Source organism: Dankookia sp. P2 (assembly GCF_050632255.1).
Taxonomy (GTDB): Bacteria; Pseudomonadota; Alphaproteobacteria; order Acetobacterales; family Acetobacteraceae; genus Paracraurococcus.
Genome location: NZ_CP192581.1, coordinates 5,981,564 through 6,003,426, shown reverse-complemented (window position 1 = coordinate 6,003,426; position 21,863 = coordinate 5,981,564). Strand labels below are relative to the sequence as shown.

General features: G+C 68.9%; 20 protein-coding genes and 8 pseudogenes. 9 read left to right on the top strand and 19 right to left on the bottom strand.

Features of this window, described 5'->3' with window-relative positions; genetic code table 11:
* The first annotated feature begins 220 nt into the window (after positions 1-220).
* Positions 221-637: a sensor histidine kinase gene (locus tag ACQ86J_RS35715; protein WP_431269221.1), complete on the top strand. Its 417-nt coding sequence runs from the start codon at positions 221-223 to the stop codon at positions 635-637.
* Positions 638-839: 202 nt separating this feature from the next.
* Here the strand turns inward: ACQ86J_RS35715 and ACQ86J_RS35710 are convergent, their stop codons facing one another.
* The 7 genes from ACQ86J_RS35710 to ACQ86J_RS35680 all read right to left on the bottom strand — a co-directional run bounded on the left by ACQ86J_RS35710 (position 840) and on the right by ACQ86J_RS35680 (position 6,491).
* Complete coding sequence (locus ACQ86J_RS35710) at positions 840-1,760, bottom strand: site-specific integrase (protein ID WP_431269220.1); 921 nt, start codon at positions 1,758-1,760, stop codon at positions 840-842.
* 92 nt (positions 1,761-1,852) lie between these two features.
* The gene (locus ACQ86J_RS35705; protein ID WP_431269219.1) at positions 1,853-3,040 is read right to left on the bottom strand and encodes a hypothetical protein; all 1,188 of its coding nucleotides are present in this window, start codon (positions 3,038-3,040) and stop codon (positions 1,853-1,855) included.
* Positions 3,037-4,368: a hypothetical protein gene (locus tag ACQ86J_RS35700; protein WP_431269218.1), complete on the bottom strand. Its 1,332-nt coding sequence runs from the start codon at positions 4,366-4,368 to the stop codon at positions 3,037-3,039. The genes ACQ86J_RS35705 and ACQ86J_RS35700 overlap by 4 nt, the downstream gene beginning before the upstream one ends.
* Positions 4,369-4,978: 610 nt before the next feature.
* Positions 4,979-5,170 carry a DUF433 domain-containing protein gene (locus ACQ86J_RS35695; protein WP_431269217.1) on the bottom strand — a complete coding sequence of 64 codons (192 nt, stop codon included), beginning with the start codon at positions 5,168-5,170 and terminating at the stop codon, positions 4,979-4,981.
* A 67-nt stretch (positions 5,171-5,237) separates the two neighbouring features.
* Entirely contained in the window at positions 5,238-5,600 is a 363-nt protein-coding gene (locus ACQ86J_RS35690; protein WP_431269216.1) for a hypothetical protein, read from the bottom strand.
* 116 nt (positions 5,601-5,716) lie between these two features.
* Positions 5,717-5,866 carry a hypothetical protein gene (locus ACQ86J_RS35685; protein WP_431269215.1) on the bottom strand — a complete coding sequence of 50 codons (150 nt, stop codon included), beginning with the start codon at positions 5,864-5,866 and terminating at the stop codon, positions 5,717-5,719.
* Between the two features lie 202 nt (positions 5,867-6,068).
* On the bottom strand, positions 6,069-6,491 hold the full coding sequence (locus ACQ86J_RS35680; RefSeq protein ID WP_431269214.1) for an SPFH domain-containing protein: 423 nt from the start codon (positions 6,489-6,491) through the stop codon (positions 6,069-6,071).
* Between the two features lie 21 nt (positions 6,492-6,512).
* Between ACQ86J_RS35680 and ACQ86J_RS35675 the strand changes: the two genes are divergently transcribed.
* The 5 genes and pseudogenes from ACQ86J_RS35675 to ACQ86J_RS35655 form a co-directional block, all read left to right on the top strand.
* Positions 6,513-6,779, top strand: a complete 267-nt coding sequence (locus ACQ86J_RS35675) for a hypothetical protein (protein ID WP_431269213.1) — start codon at positions 6,513-6,515, stop codon at positions 6,777-6,779.
* A 24-nt stretch (positions 6,780-6,803) separates the two neighbouring features.
* A pseudogene (locus ACQ86J_RS35670) lies at positions 6,804-6,968 on the top strand (hypothetical protein); the annotation flags it as partial.
* Positions 6,969-7,111: 143 nt separating this feature from the next.
* Positions 7,112-7,273: an SDR family oxidoreductase gene (locus ACQ86J_RS35665; protein WP_431272650.1), complete on the top strand. Its 162-nt coding sequence runs from the start codon at positions 7,112-7,114 to the stop codon at positions 7,271-7,273.
* Positions 7,210-7,467, top strand: a complete 258-nt coding sequence (locus ACQ86J_RS35660) for an SDR family oxidoreductase (protein ID WP_431272780.1) — start codon at positions 7,210-7,212, stop codon at positions 7,465-7,467. The genes ACQ86J_RS35665 and ACQ86J_RS35660 overlap by 64 nt, the downstream gene beginning before the upstream one ends.
* Positions 7,468-7,647: 180 nt before the next feature.
* Positions 7,648-7,932, top strand: a pseudogene (locus tag ACQ86J_RS35655) (MaoC/PaaZ C-terminal domain-containing protein); the annotation flags it as partial.
* Positions 7,933-7,952: 20 nt separating this feature from the next.
* Here ACQ86J_RS35655 and ACQ86J_RS35650 read toward each other — a convergent pair.
* The 5 genes and pseudogenes from ACQ86J_RS35650 to fusA all read right to left on the bottom strand — a co-directional run bounded on the left by ACQ86J_RS35650 (position 7,953) and on the right by fusA (position 13,890).
* On the bottom strand, positions 7,953-9,248 hold the full coding sequence (locus ACQ86J_RS35650; protein WP_431269212.1) for an ATP-binding protein: 1,296 nt from the start codon (positions 9,246-9,248) through the stop codon (positions 7,953-7,955).
* 54 nt (positions 9,249-9,302) lie between these two features.
* A complete protein-coding gene (locus ACQ86J_RS35645) occupies positions 9,303-9,593 on the bottom strand; it encodes a hypothetical protein (protein WP_431269211.1) in 291 nt (96 codons plus the stop codon).
* Entirely contained in the window at positions 9,590-9,949 is a 360-nt protein-coding gene (locus ACQ86J_RS35640) for a hypothetical protein (protein ID WP_431269210.1), read from the bottom strand. Before ACQ86J_RS35640 ends, ACQ86J_RS35645 begins: the two co-directional genes overlap by 4 nt.
* Positions 9,950-10,226: 277 nt before the next feature.
* Positions 10,227-11,681 (bottom strand): annotated as a pseudogene (gene rfaE1 / locus ACQ86J_RS35635) (D-glycero-beta-D-manno-heptose-7-phosphate kinase).
* Between the two features lie 94 nt (positions 11,682-11,775).
* Positions 11,776-13,890, bottom strand: a pseudogene (fusA, locus tag ACQ86J_RS35630) (elongation factor G).
* Positions 13,891-14,203: 313 nt separating this feature from the next.
* On the opposite strand from fusA, the gene ACQ86J_RS35625 reads away from it, so the two are divergent.
* Complete coding sequence (locus tag ACQ86J_RS35625; RefSeq protein WP_431269209.1) at positions 14,204-15,712, top strand: LVIVD repeat-containing protein; 1,509 nt, start codon at positions 14,204-14,206, stop codon at positions 15,710-15,712.
* A gap of 147 nt (positions 15,713-15,859) precedes the next feature.
* On the opposite strand, the pseudogene wrbA reads toward ACQ86J_RS35625, so the two are convergent.
* Positions 15,860-16,494: pseudogene (gene wrbA, locus ACQ86J_RS35620) on the bottom strand (NAD(P)H:quinone oxidoreductase).
* Positions 16,495-16,557: 63 nt separating this feature from the next.
* Positions 16,558-16,914 (bottom strand): hydroxyisourate hydrolase, encoded by a 357-nt coding sequence (gene uraH / locus ACQ86J_RS35615; protein ID WP_431269208.1) that lies wholly within the window; start codon positions 16,912-16,914, stop codon positions 16,558-16,560.
* A 38-nt stretch (positions 16,915-16,952) separates the two neighbouring features.
* Between uraH and ACQ86J_RS35610 the strand changes: the two genes are divergently transcribed.
* On the top strand, positions 16,953-18,311 hold the full coding sequence (locus tag ACQ86J_RS35610) for a M20/M25/M40 family metallo-hydrolase (protein WP_431269207.1): 1,359 nt from the start codon (positions 16,953-16,955) through the stop codon (positions 18,309-18,311).
* Positions 18,312-18,329: 18 nt separating this feature from the next.
* Here the strand turns inward: ACQ86J_RS35610 and ACQ86J_RS35605 are convergent, their stop codons facing one another.
* The 5 genes and pseudogenes from ACQ86J_RS35605 to ACQ86J_RS35585 all read right to left on the bottom strand — a co-directional run.
* Positions 18,330-18,530 carry a hypothetical protein gene (locus ACQ86J_RS35605; protein WP_431269206.1) on the bottom strand — a complete coding sequence of 67 codons (201 nt, stop codon included), beginning with the start codon at positions 18,528-18,530 and terminating at the stop codon, positions 18,330-18,332.
* A 2-nt stretch (positions 18,531-18,532) separates the two neighbouring features.
* A complete protein-coding gene (locus tag ACQ86J_RS35600; protein WP_431269205.1) occupies positions 18,533-18,784 on the bottom strand; it encodes a hypothetical protein in 252 nt (83 codons plus the stop codon).
* A 44-nt stretch (positions 18,785-18,828) separates the two neighbouring features.
* Positions 18,829-19,440: pseudogene (locus ACQ86J_RS35595) on the bottom strand (alpha/beta fold hydrolase); the annotation flags it as partial.
* A gap of 104 nt (positions 19,441-19,544) precedes the next feature.
* A pseudogene (locus tag ACQ86J_RS35590) lies at positions 19,545-20,013 on the bottom strand (RidA family protein).
* 102 nt (positions 20,014-20,115) lie between these two features.
* A pseudogene (locus tag ACQ86J_RS35585) lies at positions 20,116-20,427 on the bottom strand (AtzH-like domain-containing protein); the annotation flags it as partial.
* A gap of 269 nt (positions 20,428-20,696) precedes the next feature.
* On the opposite strand from ACQ86J_RS35585, the gene ACQ86J_RS35580 reads away from it, so the two are divergent.
* On the top strand, positions 20,697-21,830 hold the full coding sequence (locus tag ACQ86J_RS35580) for a hypothetical protein (protein WP_431269204.1): 1,134 nt from the start codon (positions 20,697-20,699) through the stop codon (positions 21,828-21,830).
* Positions 21,831-21,863 lie beyond the last annotated feature (33 nt).

Below are 21,863 nucleotides of genomic sequence, written 5' to 3'. Positions count from 1 at the left end.
CGCGCGGGCTTCCTCGACGACATCGAGGCGCAGCGAGCCATCGACGGCGACCTCGACGAGATGGAGGGGATGGTCGAGATCGACCCTCGCCTACCTGCGCGGCGAGACCGAGAGCGAGAAGCCGCGCCAAGCCGACCTCGCAGCCATACTGGCCACGCTTGTGGACGACGCCTCCGACCGTGGCGCCACGGCGACCTACACTGGGCCCGACCGGCTCCCGATGCAGCTGCGGCCGGTCGCCATCAAGCGCGCCCTGGCGAACCTCGTGGACAACGCGGTCAAGCACGGGGGCGGGGCACGCGTCACCCTCGAGGAGAGGCCGGGGGTCGTCACCGTGCGGGTCGAGGACAATGGCCCCGGCATTCCGGAAGCGGCGCTCGAGGCGGTGTTCGAGCCATTTCACCGCCTCGACGCCTCACGCAACGGGGTCACCGGCGGCACGGGGCTTGGCCTCGCCATCGCACGCCAGGTGGTGACCGCCCACGGTGGCAGCGTGGCCTTGGTCAATCGTCCCGGAGGCGGGTTAGTGGCCACCGTGCGGCTGCCGCGCCCGCACGCGACCGGACGCGACGGCGCCGCCGTCGTCGGCGCAGGCGCTCGCCCGCCGGTGACGCCCCTTGGCGAGCATCAAGCCTGACCGTCCCTGAGCACGGAACGACCTGTAAAGCGTGCTGCCCTTACGCGTCATCTCGGGAGCCGCGTTCGCGGCACCGGACCCGGCGCCGACCGGACGCGGCGGACTTAAGGAGTGAATGTCGCCATGGCTCTAAACATCGCACGGCTCGCCGCCATCCGCCCCTGCGGTGTCGAGAGGTCAAGATCCCCAAACTTGCATTGACCTACAAGTCGAGGCGCTTCGCGGGGCTGTCCTCGAGCAACTTCGCCCGTCGCACATACCTGCGCATCGTCCGAAGGTCGCGGTGCCGGCTGTGCTGCATAATTTCCTCATCGCGAAGCCCGGCATTGTAGGCCTGCGTGACGAACCCTGCTCGTAGGCCATGCGAGCTGATGGGCTCGAGCGCGGTGCCTTCGATGCCGGCCTGCTCGGCCCGCCGAAGAAGGATCTGTCGCACACCGCTCGGGTGCAGGCGGCCAGGCTCCAGCCCGCCCCACCTGTTCACCTTGCGGAAGATCGGCCCGTACTTCGTATCAGAGGCCACCATCCAGGCTTCGAGAGTTCGAACGGGACAAGTTTCTCGGCGTTGGCCCCGGGGAATGCCGAGATCCTCACCTTCCCCCGCTTGGTCGCCTTTGCTCTTGGGGATGTGCAGCCGCAGGCCCTGCGCGTCGAACCTGAGGTGCTCGACGTCGACCGCGACCAGCTCGGCGCGACGCAGGGCCGCGGCGTAGCCGAGCAGGATGAGAGCGCGATCGCGGAGCCCGGCCAGATCCGAGCCGCAGGTCGCCACCAAGCGTCGGATTTCCGGCGTCGTGAGTGCCGCGGCGCGACGCTGCGGGCGGCCTCGACTGCGCGTGATGCCGCGCAGGGTTTCACCGATGATTGGATGAGCTGGCCAGAATCCGGTGTGCCCGGCCACGCGGTGCGCCTTGGCGATCGACACCAACCGACGGCGTAGAGTGGCGACGGCATGGGTTCGCGCCAGAGCGGCCAGATACCCGGCGACCGTCTCCGGCGTCGCCGGCAGGGCAGCAAGGCCAGTCGTGATGCACCAAGCGGCGAAATCCTGCCAGTCCGAGGCATAGGCGAGGCGAGTATTGTCCGACAGGGCCCCGCGGGCGTACCCGAGCGCCTCCTCCATGGCCTCGCGGGCCGCCGGCGAGAGAGCGGTAGCCGTCACCGCTTCGAGGTCAGCAGAAGCCATAGGAGCAGACGGCGGGTTCTGACGTTCGCTCACGCACCTCCCTTCCCCAGTAACTGCAGAAGTGAATCGGTGTGTTCATTCGAGGATGACGACTCTGGATTGCCGCTCTGAGGTTGCTCTATCGCCTCCGCCTCCAGCAGCATGTTGACATCTCTTTCTACGGCCGAAGCGAAATCCTTCGGCAGCCCGGCGGCATTCACAAGATATGCGGTGACGGCAAAGATGAACTGGCGAGCCCGCGGGTTCTGTCGGAACATGCGCTGCAGTCGTACATCCGCAAGCGGCAAGGGGGCTTGGGCTAACCTGAATGCCATTTCTTTAGCAAGGAGCGGCAGTGCACTCAGCGCATCCGGTGCGTCGAGTAGACTCCTCATTAGGTTGATAAGCCGGCCCCATTCTGGAAGGAGATCACTGCTGTCCTCGACACCCCGCGCGCGCTCAAGGGCCGCCCGCATCTGCCTTCTAATCTCGTAATTTTCCCGGCCTTCCCAGATGAAGTAGCGGAGCGTCTTCTCGAACGGCTCACGCTCCATTGGTAGGGCTAGAACATCCTTGAGTTCTCCGACCGCTCTGGCGAGAAAAACGAGATAAGCAGACAAGCCACTGCCGAAGAGAAGACGGTGCCTCGGCTTTGCTGGATCGAGTTCGGGTGCAGCCTTTAGGAAGGCCGCCAGCCCATGACGCAGCCCCCGACCGCCCGACTTCTCAAGCGCCGCCTGTGTACAAGAGAACGAGACGAGGTTCTCCAGCGGCCCTACTCCCGCCATGGCGAACAGTTCGTCCCACGTTTCGGGGTTCTCCAGATACGTCGCCCCAGACACATAGTCGGCTGCTAAGCTCGCGGCATACAGGTCGAACGTCTTCTCCGTGTGCAATAGGATGCCCATGCGGCTGGCCGCGAGCTTGTGACTGTGCGGCGTCTCCCGCTGTTGGATGACGAAGGCACGTTCCGCACCCACCAACAATTTGAGGCCACCCGCCCACAGAGCGCGGTTAATGGGAGTCAACTTGGGGCCGCCAGTTTTGCAATCGAACAGCGTGCGCGACGTGGTACCCGCACGCGACAGCTCGAGACCCACAACGTCGATGTCGGTGATATTCATCGGGCTCTCGTCGAGGCTTGCCGGCGAGCGCACCACCACCTCAAGGAATGGAACCAAGCCCTGTGCCGCGCAGAATCTTGCGGCCATTCGTTTTTGCTCGCGGTCCTTGATCATGGCAGCTGCAGCCAGAGTTGCTTCATCTCCGCCTCAGCGCGCTTCGACATGGGGACGGGCGTAGGCTTACGAAGGCTAGCCGCAGAGATCTGCGACCTCACGTAGGCCTCGTCTTGGCCCAACAGCAGCCGTGCCTCTTTGTCCTGTTCCAGGTTCATTGGCTGCTCGCCGACCAGTAGAATCCTGGCGATTCTGACAGCCTGGAGATTCTCCGGAACATCGATGAGATGGAATCGGTGGAAGTCACCCCCAGTGCTAACGAGTCGTCCAACGCCGAGGACGGCAAGATTTTTGTACTGGTACGCCGCCTCAGAACTAGCATTGATCCACTTTCTGTCCTCCAGCGCTGAGAGCAGGGCCTGTGGAGACCGAATCCTGACCTGCTCCGGTAGTAACTGCCCCTTCCGGACCGCCGCGGCGAGCGCCATTCCCTTCTCGTAGATCTCCCGGTTGGCCGCAGACATCCTTACCCGGCCCGGAGACGGCGTGAAGACGAAGCGCTCCTCCATGCTGTTTGGCCGGATGATAGAAGGTGGTTTGATGATACCCTCGCTCGCAAGCGCCTGTAGCAACGCCGCCTCGTCGGCGGAGATCGAGGTCTCGGCAATCCTATGCTGCGACAAGATCGTCGACAGCGGCATACCTTGGTGCTGCTTAACGAGGCCGAGCAGCCGTTTGAGGTGCGGCGTATCACCACGCGCCGCCACATCAATCAGCGCGTCCAGGTTGTCGAAATAGAGAGGGCTAGCGACGATATCGCGACCACGCGCGCGCTGGTCGAGCATGACACCTGCCTGAACTCCGATCTCTAAGCAGGAGTCGAAGGCAGCTTTGTCGGCGCCGAGCTTGGCGCGGAGTGCATCTCGGTTCATTGGGTGCTGATGCAGATGATGCAGCAGGGCTACCGTCAGCTGCTCAAGCTCGTTCAAAGGCCGCGCGGCAACGTAGGCGCCAACACGCTCGTATATGTCCTCGAAGTGGGGGACGTCGGGGATTACGGTGTTGATAGTGGCGCCCCGGGTGACGAGTTTCACGAGTTCCAAGTCGGCGAGGATCCGCAGCACGCCATCGAGCACATCTGAGCGGACATGGAAGTGACGCGCCGCGACCAGTCTTAGGGTCTGGTACTGCACTTCGCCCAGTCCGCGGAGATTAACCGCGAGGACAGCGGCGTTCCCTACCGCTGTTGCAGCGTCGTATTCGGGCACGTCCGCACCTTGCAGGCCGACCTGCAGGTCGAAGGCATGTTCGGCGACCGTTTTGGCGGTCATGAGGGCAGCAAAGCCAACTTTGGGACTGCCTGCGCTACTATTGGTCTTCCCATCCATCTTGAACGAAGTCCCTGCCATCTCAGCTGTAAGGTAAATTTGGAAGTCCGATTATTCGCCTAGATACGATTTAACAACATAAATGTCCTGAGACGAAGACGCCCTTTCGCTCGCTTCTAATCGTCTATCACCAGCCTCGCGCAGTTGAGAACCGTATACCCCTTCAGCTACCGGTAGCAAAGCTAAAATACCATAGCTGTCTATTATCGAACCTTATACCGGATATCTCAGTCAGTTGGTAAGACTTAGACACCTAAGCAACTATATACGTAACCCTGCGACCCCTTCCCAGGAGGGCCTCGCGGCCGACAGCAGAACGCGGGGGGCCAAAAATCCAAGTCGCAGCCCTGGCCCCAGGGTCCGCACACGATTTACCCCCTCCAGATTACGGGTCGTCAGCCGTGAGATCGTACTCGTCGCCAGGCGCCCCGTGCTGCTCCGCAGCCGCTTGTGACGCCACTGCCCAGAGGCCGGCCATCGCTCTCCGCTCCTGTTCGATCCTGGCCTTGAGATCAAGCGCGTTGGGCACCGTGGGGCGGCCAGCCACGCCGGCCACGATGACCCGTGCGCCTGGTGGGATCCGTTCGGACAGAGGTCGGGGCGGCTTCGCCTACGGCGGGTTGTCCCGGTCCCAGGCGACCGCTTCGGCAACCTGCTCGGCCGTGATGCTGGGGTAACTGCGCAGGACGTCCTCCAGGGGGACGCCGGCGTTGGCGGCGTGGGCGATGTCTCGGGCTGGAACCCTGGTGCCTGCTATCACCGCCTCTGATCCACCAAGGATGTCAGGATCCACCGGAATCATAACCCGCTGTTCTTTAAGCGTTTTTCCCGCATTTCTCCAACTTTGCCGATTTGCGGGAAAAATCGGCCTAGATCAGAGACATAGTTTCGACTGGACCGGCCAGGGTCAGCTTGGCCTTGCGCCAGATACGCCGCCGCAGCGCCTCGTCTTGGAACCCCACTAGGGAGGGGAGCGGCGAGGAGAGCCGGAAACGCGTCATCTTGGCGTTCCGACTTACGATGGCCCGCCTGACGTCCGCCGGGCCGCGGCCGAGAAGGCGGTCCCACTCTGCAGCGCAATCCAGCGCCGCCCCCTCGGCCAACCGTCGCCGCACGAGGCCACGCGCCTGCTCGACCAACGCCGGGTCCTGCGCGAGGCGGCGCGCGATCAGGCGGTGCATGAGAAGTTTTGCTCGGTCGTTGACGCTTTCCTTGTTCACGGCGCTCGGCATGGATCTTTCCAGGGCATGCTCCCAACGACTCTCGATCTCCTGAAAAAAGAACGAACAGGCTGAAAATCTATTGCCGCCCTGGTGACGCTCCGATGCGGGCCGCGCCCGGCAGCGGGTCAGGCCGTTCCGGCGACGCTGCCGGGCACGAAATCGCGGTAGGCGCGGTGCGGCAACTCCGCCAAGCCGCCCAGCAGGCGATCGAAGCTGGCGTGCCGGATGTTTCGCCGGCTCCAGCGCCACCCGAATTCGTCTACGTGCACCTGCACGCGCGAGCGGCGGAAGCGAGCCTTCTATCGCTGATGACCACCCGTCCCTGACCTCGGGCGAGGGTACCAAGCGCCTACCGCATGCCCCTCGCGTTTGCCGCGCTCAATCGTTCGTTGATTAGAACATTTTCTACTATGAGCACGTCGCTTTGCGATAGGCGCAACAGCAAAACCGGATATTCCAGGGACTGCCGTTGCGCATTTAAGCCCGGTACGGTCGTGCGGCGCAACAAGGTTCAAACCGGAGGGAGTCGCCGATCACCGCGCGGATATTGGTCATCGCCAGGGCGGTCAGCGCCTGTTCCATCCGCTGCACCGCATAGGCCGCCTTGGCCGGGTCCATCACCCGGTAATAGACGATGCCGTCGACCAGGACCGAGGCATTGTCGCGGGTGATGACCGACTGCTCGGGGATGTCGAGAACGACCTCCTGCACGTTCAGCTTCCGCCCGACCTGGTCGATGAAGGGGATCACCAGGTTCAATCCGGGCTGGAGCAACCGGGTGAAGGCGCCGAAGCGCTCGACCGTCCAGACCTCCCCCTGCGGCACGGTGCGGATGCCCTTCGACACCGCGAGGACGGCGAGCAGCAGCAGGACGAGGAGGACGATCTCGGTGCCGGTCATGGCAATCCTTCCGGACATTCGTTGCGGCCCCGTATAGCACGTCCCGCGGCGCGGCGGCGGCCAAGCTTCGGCGAGGCCCGGCTTGCGCCCGCCGCGCCGCCGCCCGACCATCGCGGCGAACCGGGGAGGCTGGGGTCGACGCAGGCCAATCGGGCGCCGCTGACGGTGCGGCTGGACGGGTCGCGGGTGGCGGTCAGCGCCGGGGCGGGCGGCATCGGCCGCGCCCTGGCGGACCGGTTCGTCGGCTGCGGCGCCCGGGTCTTCCTCCGCGATATCGACCGCGAGTAGCGGGCCGCCTGCCCGCACCCCGCGATGCTCGCCGACATGGAGACGGTCGAGGGCTGCGAGGGCTTCGCCGATGCCGCCGTCGCGCATCTCGGGGGTCTCGACGTGCCGGTGAACAATGCCGGCATCGCCGGCCCGACCGCGCGGGTCGAGGAGGTGACGCCGGAGGCGCTGACCCGCACGCCGAAGATCGCCCTGGAAGCGATGTTCCACTGCCCGCGCCGGGCGGTGCCGGCCCCGCGCGCCGCGGGGGCGGGTCCATCGTCACTCTCTCCTCCGCCGCCGGGCGCTTCGGCTTTCCGCTCCGCAGCCCCCATGCCGCGGCGAAATGAGGCATCATCGGCTTCACCAGGTCGCTGGCGATCGAGCTGGGGCCGGAGGGCATCCGGGTCAACGCGATCCTGCCCGGCCTGGTCGCCGGCGACCAGGCCGGGTGGTGGAGGCCAAGGCGCAGGCGGATGGCCGCAGCTTTGCCGAGCGGGAGGCGGAGGCGTTGAAGCTGGTCCCGCTGCGCTGCTACGTGACGCCGGAGGACATCGCCAACATGGCGCTCTATCTCTGCTCGGCCTTCGGCGCGACCATCAGCGGGCGGTCGCTGGCGGTCGGCGGGGACATGCAGTCGCTGGCCAGAAGAGGAAGATCGGGGAGGGAAAAGTATTTCCTTCCCAAGCCCCACCCTTCCCTCTCGTGAGTCTGGCTCCCGTCGCGCAGCGGATGCCAGACTCGCAAAAACAGATGAGGGGTCCGGGGAGAATGCCTTCTCCCCGGCCTTGTTCCTTTCGACGCGCATCGAGGCCCCCCGCATGATCACCCCCTCGCCTCCTTCGACAAGCTCTCGGTCGGCCAGGAATTCCACTTCGGCAGCATCCGGATGGAGCTGGAGGAGATCCTCGACTTCGCCCGGCGCTGGGACCCGCAGCCCTTCCACATCGACCCGGAGGCCGCCGCCGCGCGGCCCTTCCGCGGCCTCATCGCCAGCGGGCTGCACACCCAGGCCGCCTGCTTCGGCCACATCATCCGCAGCGGCTGGGTGGCGCAGGTCTCGATGGGCGGGGCGGACCAGCTGGTGCGCTGGCCGGCCCCGGTGCGGCCAGGCGACGAAATCGCGGTGAGCGCGCGGATCGAGGCGCTGACCCCGTCCCGCAGCAAGCCCGACCGCGGCGTGGTGAAGGTGCTCTATACCGGCCGGCGCACGGCCGACGGCGCGGTGGTGCTGGAGATGCTCGGCACCCACATTCTCGAGGCGCTGAGCCGCAACGACCCGGCCTCGGCCGGCGCCTCCGTCGGGTCGGGTGCAGCGGCCAGGGTGATGGTGAAGACCGCCCCGTCCGCGTCATTGCGCGCCTCGATCGTCCCGCCCATGCCGCGCACCAGCCCATGGCAGATGGACAGGCCGAGCCCGGTGCCCCTCTCGGCATCCTTGGTGGTGACGAAGGGCTCGAACAGCCGGTCCAGCACCGCCTGGGGAATGCCGCCCGCGGTATCCGCCAGGGTGATCCGCACCCGCCCCGCCGCCTGGTCGGCGGTGATGCGCAGCCGGCGGGGCGCCCCCGGTGGATGGTCGGCGAAGGCATCCCGCGCATTGCCGATCAGGTTGGCCAGCACCTGCTCCAGCGGCACCAGCTGGGCCATCACCAGCGGCCCCGGCGGCGGCCCGAGCGCGACCTCGAGCGTCACATGCGCATCGCGCAGCAGGCGCCGACCAGCGCCAGCGCGCCGTCCAGCGCCCGGCGCAGCGGCATCGGACCCGGCATCTCCCCCGCCTCGGCGCCGCGGGCGAAGCGGCGCAGGTGCTCGATCAGCTCCCCGCCCGGGCCGCCTGGGCGGCAATCCGGTCGAGCCGGCCGAGCGCGCCGCTTGGTTTTCGGCCCGCAGCGCCCGGGCGGCGTTCTCCGCCGCGAGGGAGATGATGGCGAGCGGCTGCTTCAGCTCATGCGCCAGGCCGGCCGCCATCTCGCCCAGCGCCGTCAGCCGGCCGGAGGCGGCGGCGCGCGCCGCCGCGGCGCGCTCGACATGGATGTCGAGGATGCAGCCCACCACCTCGGCCCCGCCCTCCGGCCGGTGCGACAGCACCCGCGCGGTGGTCCGCATCCAGCGCCAGCTGCCATCCGGCTGGCGCAGCCGCCATTCCGAGGAGGCGCTGCCCTCGGCCACCACCCGGCGCAGGAAGGGGACCAGCGGCGTGGTGCCCGGCGCCGCCAGTTCGGTCATGTCGGGGCTGGCGGCGATGCGCTCGGCGGGCCAGCCGAAGACCGCCGCGGTGTCCCCGCCGCGATAGAGCAGCCGCGATTCGCCGTCCGCCGCGACCGAGCGGAGGAAGACGACGGCGGGCAGGTTGCGCAGCAGGCGCTCGATCTCCGCCCGTCCGGCCCGCAGCGCGGCTGCACTCGTTCCGCCTCGCCCGCGTGGTCTGCCGCCAGGCGGCCCAGCCCACCGCGGCCAGGCCGAGCAGCAGCGCGAAGGCGCCGGCAAGGGTCCAGCCAATGACCCGCCTGGCGGAGATCAGCTGCGCCGCACGCGGGCTGGCTACCACCACCGACCAGCCCGGGGCGATCTGCAGCCGCTCGAAGGCGAAAGTGGTCGGCTCGCCACGCAGGTTGCGGGCCTGGAAGACGCCACTGGCGCGCCCCGCCTCCCCTTGGCGGCGGTCGCCGGGATCGGCGCGCCGACCAGCATGGCATTATCGCTGACGGAGGTCGCGACGATGCGGCGGTTGCCATCCGCAATGGCGACGAAGCTGCCGACCGGCAGGTCCTGCCGCGTCAGCAGCGCATGCAGCCGGGATGGCTCGAAGGCCATGGCGACGGCGCGGATCACCCGCCCCTCCCGCCGCACCGGTGCCAGCGCCCAGAGCAGCGGCAGGCCGATCGCCGGCCCGGTGAAGAGATCGGAGATCGCGGACTCCCCGCGCTCGAAGACCCCGCGAGCGGCCTGGCCAGGGCCGGGTCAAGCTGGGGGTCGCGCAGCCAGGCCGGCATGCAGGGCACGTCGGGCAGGGTGATGGCCTGGAATCCGTAGTCGGGCCCGGGTCCGATGACGACGAACCAGCCGCCGAATTCCCGGCCGATCGGCCGGGCATTGAGGGTGAAGCGGGCAAGGTCGCCGCCGCTGTCGAGCATCGGCCCGTAGGACAGTGCCCGGGCGGCGGAGGCATAGCTGGCGAAGCTGGGCATCGACCGCGGCGGCAACCGCCCTGGTGGTGCCGCGCAGCCGCGCCTCGTCCGCCGCGTGGTAGGCCCGGGATGCCTCGAGCATGGCGAAGACGGCCAGCGCGACGAGCGGCAGGAAGGCGCAGAGCGCCACGGCCAGCAACGTGCGGTCCTTCCTGCCACCCCGGGCGACCGCGGCCTCCATGTCGATCCTCCCCTCTCCCGGTCTACAGCGATGCCGCGATCCTGGGATGCCGATCAACCTATGGGTTGAGACTGCCTGACCCCGCGCGAAAAAGCTTCATCCTTCGCTCGGCCGATGCCCGGCCATGCGGGCGACGAGGCCCGTGGTCGAGCGGCCCGGAACCAGGTCGATCAGCACCACGTCCCCGCCCGCGGCCTGGACGATGTCGGCCCCGACCACGGTCTCGATCGTGTAATCGGCGCCCTTCACCAGCACGTCGGGCCGCAGCAGGCGGATCAGCTCGCGCGGCGTCGGCTCGTCGAAGGCGACCACGGCATCCACCGCGGCCAGCGCCGAGATCACCGCGGCGCGGTCGGCCAGGCCGTTGATCGGCCGGGTCGGCCCCTTCAGCCGGGCCACGCTGGCATCGGTGTTCAGCGCCACCACCAGCCGGTCGCAGCGCCGCCGCGCCGCCCGCAGCAGCGACACATGGCCGGCATGGAGGATGTCGAAGCAGCCATTGGTGAAGCCGACCCGCAGCCCATGCGCCTGCCAGTCGCGCATGAGCCCGGCCGCCGCCGCATGGTCCAGCAGCGCCTCCTCCCCGGGCGTCGAGCCGCTGCCGGCGCGGAGCGCATGCGCCAGCTCATCCGCCGTGACCGTCGCGGTGCCGAGCTTGCCGACGACGATCCCGGCGGCGGCATTGGCGATCCGCATCGCCTCCGGCAGGGATGGCCGCCGGCATGGGCGAGCGCGAGGGCGGCGATGACGGTGTCGCCCGCGCCGGAGACGTCGAAGACCTCGCGCGCCTCGGCCGGGACGCTGTCCACCCCGCCCGCGGCGCGGACCAGGGTCATGCCCTTCTCCGCCCGGGTGCAGAGCAGCGCGGGCAGGCCGGCGGCGGCCATGACGCTGTGGGCCGCGGCGACCACCTCGGCCTCCGTCCCGACCGGCAGCCGGGCGGCGCGGCCGAGCTCCCGCGCGTTCGGGGTCAGGCAATGCGGCACCGCGGTGGAGGGCGAAGTCGTCGCTCTTCGGGTCGGCCAGGACCGGGATGCCCTGGCCCCGCGCCGCGGCGATGGCGGCGGCGACCACGGCCGGGGCCAGCACGCCCTTGGCATAGTCCGACAGGACCAGCGCCGCGCAGCCCGGCAGGGCGGCCTCGACCGCGGCGATGAGCGCCGCCTGTTCGGCCGCATCGGCCGGGGCGGCGGTCTCGTCGTCCAGCCGGACCACCTGCTGGGTGCCGGCGATGACCCGCATCTTGCAGATGGTGGGGCGGCCGGCGCTTTCGACCAGGGCATCGGCGATGCGCGGGTCGGCGGCGAGCAGGGCACGGAATTCGGCCGCCGCCGCGTCGCGCCCGACCAGCCCGACCAGCACCGCCCGGCCGCCGAGCGCGGAGATGTTGCGGGCGACGTTGCCGGCGCCGCCGGGCATCGCCAGGCTGCGGCCGAGCCGCACCACCGGCACCGGCGCCTCGGGCGAGATGCGTTCCACCGCGCCGTAGAGGAAGCGGTCGAGCATGACGTCGCCGAGGACGAGGATGCGCAGCGCGGAGAAGTCGAACATGCCGCCGGAATAGACTGCGGCGGGGCGGAAAAGCAAACGGCGCGGGGATTTCTCCCCGCGCCGTTCCCAGAACCCGTGGCCTACGGCCGCGGGATCAGGCGCTGTTCTTCATGATCTCGTCCGCCACGTTGCGCGGCACCGGATCGTAGTGGTGGAACTGCATCGAGAAGCTGGCGCGGCCCTTGGTCATGCCCCGCAGGTTGGAGATGTAGCCGAACATCTCCTTCAGCGGCACATGCGCCCGGACGATGACCGAGGTGCCGGCCATGTCCTGCGACTGGATCACGCCGCGGCGGCGGTTGAGGTCGCCGACCACGTCGCCGACATGGTCCTGCGGGGTCGTCACCTCAACATCCATGATCGGCTCGAGGATGACGGGACCCGCCTTCTCGCATGCCCCTCGCGGAAGCAGGCCTTGCCGGCGATCTCGAACGCGAGCGCCGTGACGAGTCGACGTCGTGGTACTTGCCGTCGACCAGGGAGAACTTGAAGTCCACCGTGGGGAAGCCGGCCAGCACGCCGGTCTCGGCCTGCACCTTGATGCCCTTGTCGACCGCCGGGATGTATTCCTTCGGCACCGCGCCGCCGACCACGGCATTGACGAACTCGATGCCGGTGTTCCGCTCCTTCGGCTCGAAGGTGATCTTCACCTCGGCGTACTGGCCCGAGCCGCCCGACTGCTTCTTGTGGGTATAGGTCTCGGTATGCGGCTTGGTGATGGTCTCGCGGTAGGCCACCTGCGGGGCGCCGATATTGGCGTCCACGCCGTATTCGCGCTTCAGCCGGTCGACGATGATCTCAAGGTGCAGCTTGCCCATGCCGGACAGGATGGTCTGCCCGGTCTCCTGGTCGGTCTTCAGCCGCAGCGAGGGATCCTCGCCGGCCAGCTTCTGCAGGCCGAGGGTCATCTTCTCGACGCTGTCCTTGGTCTTCGGCTCGACGCTGATGTCGATGACCGGGACCGGGAAGGCCATGCGCTCGAGCACGACCTCGTTCGACTTGGAGCCCTGCAGGTTCGGCGCCGTCAGCGTGTCGCCCGTGCCGGTGTCCTTCAGCCCGACGAAGGCGGCGATGTCGCCGGCGATGACCTCGTTGATCTCCTCGCGCTTGTCCGCATGCATCTGGTACATGCGGGAGATGCGCTCCTTGGTCCCCTTGGTCGTGTTGATGACCGTGTCACCGGTCTTCAGCGTGCCGCGGTAGACCCGGACGAAGGTCAGATTGCCGAACTTGTCGTTGATGATCTTGAAGGCGAGGCCGGCGAAGGCGCCGTTCGGGTCGGCCTCGATCGTCTCGCGCTCGACGGTCTCGTCCTGGCCCTCTTCCGGCGCGACCTTGATGCCGGCCACTTCGGTCGGGCTCGGCAGGTAGTCGATCACCGCGTCCAGCAGCGGCTGCACGCCCTTGTTCTTGAAGGCGGTGCCGCAGAGCACCGGGCGGAACTCGCCGGTGATGGTGCCCTTCTTGATGCACTTCTTCAGCAGGTCGGTCGGCAGGTCCTCGGTCTCGAGGTAGACGTCCATCGCCTCGTCGAGGGCGGTCGCCGCGGTCTCGACCAGCTTGGCGCGGTATTCGGCCGCCAGCTCGCGCATGTCCTCGGGGATCGGCTCCTCATGGTAGGAAGCGCCGAGGTCGTCGCCCTCCCAGATGATCGCCTTCATCTCGACGAGGTCGACGAGGCCCTTCATCGTGTCCTCGATGCCGATCGGCAGCTGCAGCGTCACCCAGTTGATGCCGAGCTTCTCGGTCAGGGTCGCGCAGGCCTTGTAGAAATCGGCGCCGGTGCGGTCGAGCTTGTTGACGAAGATGATGCGCGGGACGTTGTAGCGGTCCGCCAGGCGCCAGTTCGTCTCGGACTGCGGCTGCACGCCGGCCACGCCCTCGATGATGAAGATGGCGCCGTCGAGCACGCGCAGCGAGCGGTTCACCTCGATGTTGAAATCGATGTGGCCGGGCGTGTCGATGATGTTGATCTGGTAGTCGTTCCAGCGCGCGGTCACGGCGGCCGAGGTGATGGTGATCCCCGCTCGCGCTCCTGCGCCATGTAGTCGGTCGTGGTGTTGCCGTCATGGACCTCACCGATACGGTGGGACTTGCCGGTGTAGTACAGGATCCGCTCGGTCGTCGTGGTCTTGCCGGCGTCGATATGCGCCGTGATGCCGATGTTGCGGATCTTCTCGAGCGGGGTATGCGCCACTTGGGCCTCCATAGGCGAGAGCGGGCCCGGCGCCTGGGCTCCCTGCTTCGGGGCCTGGCGCCGCCCGCCGAACGGTCTCGGTCGTCGGTGAGGTGTCGGGCAGGGACATGCCCCTCTGGCCCGGATTTGCAAGCGCGAAGGCACAGGCGCGCAGCATGCCCGGGGCCAGCCGGGGGACGGAGCGCCAACCTTTATGCTGTGGTATCGTTCCCCGGGACAACCCGCAGGCAGGACAACCCGCCCGGAGCCACCAATGCCGCTCAGCCGCGGCTTGAGCAACCTCTCGGCAGCAGGCCTGGCACAGCCAGGGCCAGTTCGGTCTAGCATGGCGCCAACCGCCGGAAGGCGGAGGAGGATCATCCATGCGACGTGCCCCGCCCGCCTTTCTGGCCGCCAGTCTCCTGTCGGCCGGCCTGCTCGCCACCGGCGCCCCCGCCGCGGCCCAATCCGCGCCGGAGGCGGCGAACATGCGCCTCCTCGGGTCGCACGACCTGCAGGCCCGCAGCGCCTACCAGCCGACGATCCACCGCCAGGGGAGCGCTGGATTCTCTATGTCGGCCACCACGGCGGCACCGCGGCCGAGCCGAAGCCGCTCAACCCGATCACCGGGCAGCGGGAGTTCAACGGCACCTCCATCCTCGACGTCACCGACCCGGCGAAGCCCGCCTATCTCGCGCATATCCCGGGCGAGGAGGGGCTGGACGAGGATGGCGGGGCGCAGATGGTCCGGGTCTGCGACGGACGCGGGCTGAAGGGCGCCGACCCGGCCGCCTTCTACATGCTCCGCACCCAGGGCAATGCCGGGCACCAGGTCTTCGACGTCTCCGACCCGGCGAAGCCCCGCCTGCTCGCCCGCATCCCGGCCGGGCACACCCACAAGAACTGGTGGGAATGCGACACCGGCATCGCCTATCTCGTCTCCGGCAACCAGCCGCCCTGGCGGGTCCGCCGCATGACCCAGGTCTTCGACCTGAACGACCCGGCCCATCCGAAGCACATCCGCGACTTCGGCCTGCCCGGCCAGCAGATCAAGGAAGGCGAGGCCCCGGGCCAGCAGCATGGCGAGCACGGCGCCATCCCGACCGAACTGCACGGCGGCATCTCGACCGGGCCGGAAGGCAATAGGATCTACTTCGGCTACGGCACCAATTCCGGCGGCATCGTGCAGATCGTCGACCGGAAGCGGCTGATTGAGGGCCCGGCGGCCCCGACCGACGACAACCTCCGCGCGCCCGAGCTCGGCCGCCTCGTGATGTCGCCGCTGGTCGGGGCGCATACCGCCTATCCGCTGCTGGGCATGGCGATCCCCGACTTCGCCAAGGACGCCAAGGGCGCGACGCGCGACATGCTGATGATCGTCGACGAGGCGCTGAAGAACGAGTGCCGCGACGAGGCGCGGCAGATGGTCTGGTTCGCCGACATCACGGTGGAGAGCCAGCCGATGGTGGTGTCGAACTTCACCGTGCCGGAGGCCTCGGGCCATTTCTGCGCGCGCGGCGGCCGGTTCGGCTCGCACTCGTCGAACGAGAGCATGGCGCCGGTCTTCCACAGGAAGCTGGCCTTCATCGCCTGGTTCAATGCCGGGGTCCGGGCACTGGATATCCGCAACCCCTACCGGCCGCGCGAGGTCGGCTTCTACATCCCGGCCACGACCGAGCGGACGGCGCCGCGCTGCGTGACGGTGGACGGCCAGCAGCGCTGCAAGCGGGCGATCCAGACCAACAACGTCGAGACGGATGAGCGCGGCTATGTCTACATCGTGGATCGCGCCAATACCGGGGTGCACATCCTGGAGGTGACCGGCGAACCGCGGGAGATCGCCGGACTGCGCTGAGCAGGCAAGCTTGGGGAGGAAAGTATCTCCTTCCCAAGCGCCACGTTGTTTCTTCCGGATCGGACCGCCGCCAGGCGAGACCATGCCTGGCCAGGCAAAATAGATGAAGGGACCGGGGAGTATACTTTCTCCCCCAGCCCCTTCATCTTACAGCGGCGACCCGCCCTCCCCCGCATCCTGCACGGCCCGGGCCAGCTTCGCCGCGATCTGCGCGACATGCCGTCCCTGGAAGCGCGCCAGCTCCAGCTCGTTCGCGCTCGGCTGCCGCTCCCCTTGCCGCCGGCGATGGTGGTGGCGCCATAGGGGGTGCCGCCGCTCACCTCGTCCAGGACGGTCAGCCCGGGCGCGCTGTAGGGCAGGCCGACCAGCACCATGCCGTGGTGCAGCATCATGGTGTGCATGGCCATCAGGGTGGTCTCCTGCCCACCATGCTGGGAGGCCGTGCTGCTGAAGGCGCTGCCGACCTTGCCGATCAGCGCCCCGCGCGCCCAGAGCCCGCCGGTCTGGTCCCAGAACTGCGCCATCTGCGCCGCCATCCGCCCGTAGCGCGTCGGGCAGCCGAGGATGATGGCGTCATAATGCTCCAGCTCCTGCGGGGAAGCCTCGGGCGCCGCCTGGTCCAGCTTCGCATGCGCCTTCTCGGCCACCTCGCGCGGGACCAGCTCCTGCACCCGCTTGATTGTCACCTCGGCGCCGGCGGCGCGGGCACCCTCGGCCACGGCGCCTGCCATGGTCTCCACATGGCCGTACATGGAATAATAGAGGACGAGAATGCGTGCCATCGCCGGGCCCTTTCCGCTGCCCCGGGATGACGCGCGGTGCCCGTTCCGGTTGCCTCCGGCGGCTCAGGACCCGCGATAGGTCGTGTAGCTGTAGGGCGCGCAGAGCAGCGGCACGTGGTAGTGGCCCTGCCCGGCCGCGAGGTGGACGCGCACCGGCACGACGTCCAGGTAGGGCGGGTCGCTGGCCAGGCCGGCCGCGGCGAAGTAGGCGCCGATATGGAAGCGCAGCTCGTAGCGGCCGGGGACGAAGCCCGGCTCGGGCAGCAGCGGGTCGGCGTTGCGGCCATCCTTCGTGGTCACCGTGGTGGTGACATGCGCCGGGTCCGGCTCCAGCCGCCAGAGCTCCACCGTCACCCCGGCGCCCGGCCGGCCGCGCGCGGTGTCGAGGATATGGGTGCTGAGATAGCTGTCATGCGCCATGGTCGGTCGTGCTCCCGCTCGGAGGATGCTGGCCTAGCATGATCTCGCGCCGCACCCGCTTGACGCCGGGCGGCGAGCCGCGCTGTAGCGCAACCCTGGATCGGGACGAGGGCGGGATGGGCAGCACGGTAGCGCCGAATGCGGTGGCGGCGGTCAGCGAGGCGCGCCAGTGGGACCGGCTGATGGAGCTGGCGAAACTCGGCGCCATCACCGGCGCCGACGGCTCGCCCGGCGTCAACCGCCAGGCCCTCACCCCGCTCGACCGCGCCGCCCGCCGGCTGGTGATCGGCTGGGGCGAGGCGATCGGCCTGACCGCCTCGGTCGACATCCTCGGCAACCTCTTCCTGCGCCATGAGGGGACCGAGCCGGGCGCGGCGCCGGTGCTCGCCGGCAGCCATATGGACAGCCAGCCCGCGGGCGGCCGGTTCGACGGCATCTGGGGCGTGATCGCGGCGCTCGAGGCGGTGCAGGCGCTGCGCGAGGCGGGCGTCGCCACCCGGCACCCGATCGAGGTGGTGGCCTGGACCAACGAGGAAGGCAGCCGCTTCGCCCCGGGCTGCATGGGCAGCATGGCCTATGCCGGCCACAGCGCGCCCGATACCTGGGATGCGGTGACGGATGGCGAGGGCTTGGCCTTCGGCGCCGAAGCTGCGCGCCCTGCTCGACAGCGAGGCCGACCTGCCGCGGCGCGGCCTCGGCGTGGTCGAGGGGCCGAGGCCGCACGCCTATGTCGAGGCGCATATCGAGCAGGGCCCGATCCTCGAGGATGCGGGGATCGATATCGGCGTGGTCACCGGCATCCAGGGCAGCCGCTGGTTCCTGGTCGAGCTGACCGGCGAGAGCGCGCATGCCGGCACCTCCCCGTCTCCACCCGGCGCGACGCGGTGCAGGACATGGTCCGGGCGATTAACGCGCTGAACGCGCTGATGGCGGACCCGACCGACGTGCTGCGCTTCACCGTGGCGCGGATCGAGGTGGCGCCGAACAGCTCCAACTCGGTCGCCGAGACCGTCCGCTTCACCATCGACTTCCGCCACCCCGACGCCGGGGTGCTGACCGAGCGCGGCGACGCGATCGAGGCGACGATCCGCGGCGCGGTGCGGGATTGCGACGTGGCGGTGACCGAGCGCTTCCACGCCCTGCCGGTGGCCTTCGCGCCTGAGGTCACGGGCGCGGTGGAGCGCGCCGCCGCGGCGCAGGGTCTGAGTGCCAAGCGGATGCCCTCCGGCGCCTTCCACGACGCCCAGTTCATGGTGCCGCTCTGCCCGAGCGGGATGATCTTCGTGCCCAGCCGGCGGGGGATCAGCCACAACCCGGCGGAGTATTCCTCGTCCGAGCAGCTGGCCAAGGGCACCCGGGTGCTGGCGCAGGTGCTGGCGGAGCTGGCGAAGGGCTGACGCCGGCCAGCGCCGCGCTCAGCCGCCGCGCCGCCCGATCATGCGGGCCAGCACCATCAACCCGAGCCCCGCCGCTACCACCCCGTAGGTCTCCGGGTTGCGGCGGACCGCGGCGACCGCGGCCTCGGGGATCCAGAGCAGGGCGTCCCAGCCGATCCAGGCTGCGGCGAGCCCCAGCAGCACCAGCAGGCCGCCGAGGCTGGAGAGCCAGCGGGCCATGCTCAGCCCGGGCGCCGGGCGCGGTCCTGGGCCAGCGCCGTCTCGATCAGCCTCCGGTCGCGCGCCTCCCGCTGCCGGCCGCGGACGACCAGCACGGCCCAGGCGACCGCGAGGCCCCAGGTCATCAGCCCAGGCACGAAGGGCAGGACGATCAGCACCAGGCCGGAAAGCCAGAGCAGCGCGTTGAAGACCGCCTGGAAGGGGCGGCCGGCCAGCAGGAGCGCCAGCGGCAGGATCAGCAGGGCGAGCATCATCACGCAGCGAAACCTTCGGGGGGCCGGATGGTTGCCCCGCCGCCTCAGCCGAGGCCGAGCAGCAGCGCCGCCGGCGCCTCCGGCGCGGTGATGTTGGGGCTGTGGCTGGCATCTAGGGCGTGGAAGCGCCAAGCCGGGTCGGCGCGGAAGCGGTCGGCGAACTGCGCGAAGACGTCCGGCCCCTGCTTGCGGGTGCAGTGGATGTAGCTGCGCGGGAAGGCCGGGGCGGCTTTCGTCACGCGAAGCTTCTGGCTGAAGCACCGGACCGGCTGGTGGACCCGGCGCGGCAGGGTCCAGGCGAGGTCGGCCTCCGAGGTGTCGGGGGCCGAGGGGTTGGGCGGGATCAGCCAGCCGGCGAGCGGCGCGGCCACCGGCGCGGCGCCGACCAGATCCTGCAGCGACTGGCCGTCCCGCGGCACGAAGGCATCCAGGTAGCAAAGATGCCGGACCAGCCCCGGCACCCGGTCCGCGACGCCGGTCGCCACCATGCCGCCGTAGCTGTGGCCGACGAGCAGGATGTCGCGCAGCCCCTCGGCCTCGATCACTCCGAGGATGTCCTGGATATGGGTCTCGAGGTCCACCAGCGGATGCGCCAGGTGGGCCCGCTCGCCGAGGCCGGTATAGGTCGGCGTGAAGACCTCGTGCCCCGCCGCCCGCAGCGGCGGGCGCAGTTTCTTCCAGGCCCAGCCGGCGGACCAGGCGCCGTGGCAGATGAGGTATGTGGCCATGGCGGCGCCTCGCCCGGGGTGACGTGGATAGGTCAGCCGATCTCGAACATCCCCTCGACCTCGACCGCCGCGTCGCCGGGCAGCGAGGGTACGCCGATGGTGGTGCGGGCATGCCGGCCGGCCTCGCCGAAGACCTCGACCGCAAGGTCGGAGGCGCCGTTCATCACCACGGCATGCTGGGTGAAGTCCGGACCCGCGGCGATGAAGCCGCCAAGGCGGACGACGCGGGTGACCTTGTCGAGGTCGCCGCCGCAGGCCGCCTTCACCTGGGCGACGAGGTTGATGAAGCAGAGCCGCGCCGCGGCCCGGCCATCCTCCATCGAGACGCCGGCGCCGACCTTGCCGGTGAAGGCGATCTTGCCGTCGCGCAGCGGAATCTGGCCGGAGACGACCACGAAGCTTCCCCGTGACGTTGTAGGGGATGTAGTTCGCCACCGGCGCCGCCGGCGTGGGCAGGGTGATGCCGAGTTCCGCCAGCCGCGCCTCGATCCGTCCAGCCATGCTCGTCTCCTGATCCTTCTGCACCCGGCCGGGATCGTTGCCCGCCAGCAGCGAGACATGCGCCGAGACGACCTTGAAGCCAAGCCCGGGGATGCGCGCCATGATCTTGGTCTCGCGTCCCACTAGCCCGGTATCGGTGCGTTCGTACTCCAGGTGGGTGCAGGCCACGTCCTGGCCGAAAGCGGTGATGTGGACGCGGCGGATGGCGCGCGGTGCGTAGCGGGCGACGCCGGCGCGGAAGGCGCGGATCGCCTCGATGCCATAGAGGATCTCGGTCGTGCCGAAGCGCACGGTGCGCGGGTCGGCCCAGAAGCTGTCGTCCAGCACGGCGGTGTCGTTCCCGGCGATCGCCCGCTCGTAGCGGTCGAAGACGGCACGGGCCTCGGCGATCACCGCCGGGTCGTCGATCTGCATGCGGCATGGCTCCTGGCTGCGTGGCGAGGATGCCGCGATCCCGATGGGGCGGCAAAAATGACAGCGAGTTCATGCGACATCGCTCGCGAAATACTGAATACAATAGCCGATCACGAATTCCTTGGGACCCACCCGATGCTGGACGCCCTCTCCCCGCTCCCGCTGCCTCCCTGTCGCCGCACGCGCTGGCCAGCCAGGGCTTCCTGTTCGCCACCGGCATCGAGAACAGCGCTCCCACCATCCAGGGCGGCCGGATCCGGCGCGACCAGATGGCCGAGTGCGGCCATTACGACCACTGGAAGCTCGACCTTGCCCTGGTGAAGGAGATCGGCTGCAGCCTCCTCCGCTACGGCCCGCAGATCCACACCACCCTGCGCGCGCCGGGTGTGCATGACTGGGCCTTCGCCGACGAGGGCTTCGCCGAGATCCGCCGGCTCGGCATCGTGCCGGTCGTGGACCTTGCCATTTCGGCCTGCCGGACTTCCTCGGCGACTTCCAGAACCCGGACTTCCCGCAGCTTCTTCGCCGACTACGCCCAGGCTTTCGCCGCCCGCTTCCCCTGGGTGCAGCTCTACACCCCGGTGAACGAGATGTTCATCACCGCGGTCTTCAGCGCCAAGTACGGCTGGTGGAACGAGGAACGCCGCGACGACCGCAGCTACGTCACCGCCATCAAGAACATCGTCCGCGCCAATGTCCTGGCGATGCGCGCCATCCTGAAGATCCGCCCGGACGCCATCTTCATCCAGTCGGAATCGACCGAGCATTTCCACCCGGAATGCCCGCTCGCCCTGCCGCATGCCGAGCACCGCAACGCCGAGCGCTTCCTCACGCTCGACCTCAACTACGGCCGCCGCGTCTGCTCGGCGATGTACGAGTTCCTGGCCGACAACGGGATGACGCGGGAGGAATACCACTTCTTCATGCGCGGCAAGGAGCTGCGCCGCAGCTGCATCATGGGCAACGACTGGTACGTCACCAACGAGCACCTGATCGGCGGCGACGGCCATAGCCGCTGGGCCGGCGAGGTCTTCGGCTACGACACCGTCACCCGCGACTACCACGCCCGCTACGGCCTGCCGGTGATGCACACCGAGACCAACATGGACGAGGGCCCGCGCGGCGACGAGGCGGAGCGCTGGCTGTGGAAGCAGTGGTCCGGCATCATGCGGCTGCGCCAGGACGGCGTGCCGGTGCTCGGCTTCACCTGGTACTCGCTGACCGACCAGGTGGACTGGAACCATGCGCTGCGCGAGCAGCGGGGCGACGTGAACCCGCGCGGGCTCTACGACCTCGACCGCAACATCCGCACCGTCGGCCGCGCCTACAAGCGGCTGATCGAGACCTGGAAGCCGGTGCCGCAGGCCGAGAGCCACTGCCTGCGGCTGCCCGTGACGGCCTGAGCGAGGGCGCGCCAGGTAGGAGGCCTTCTCGGG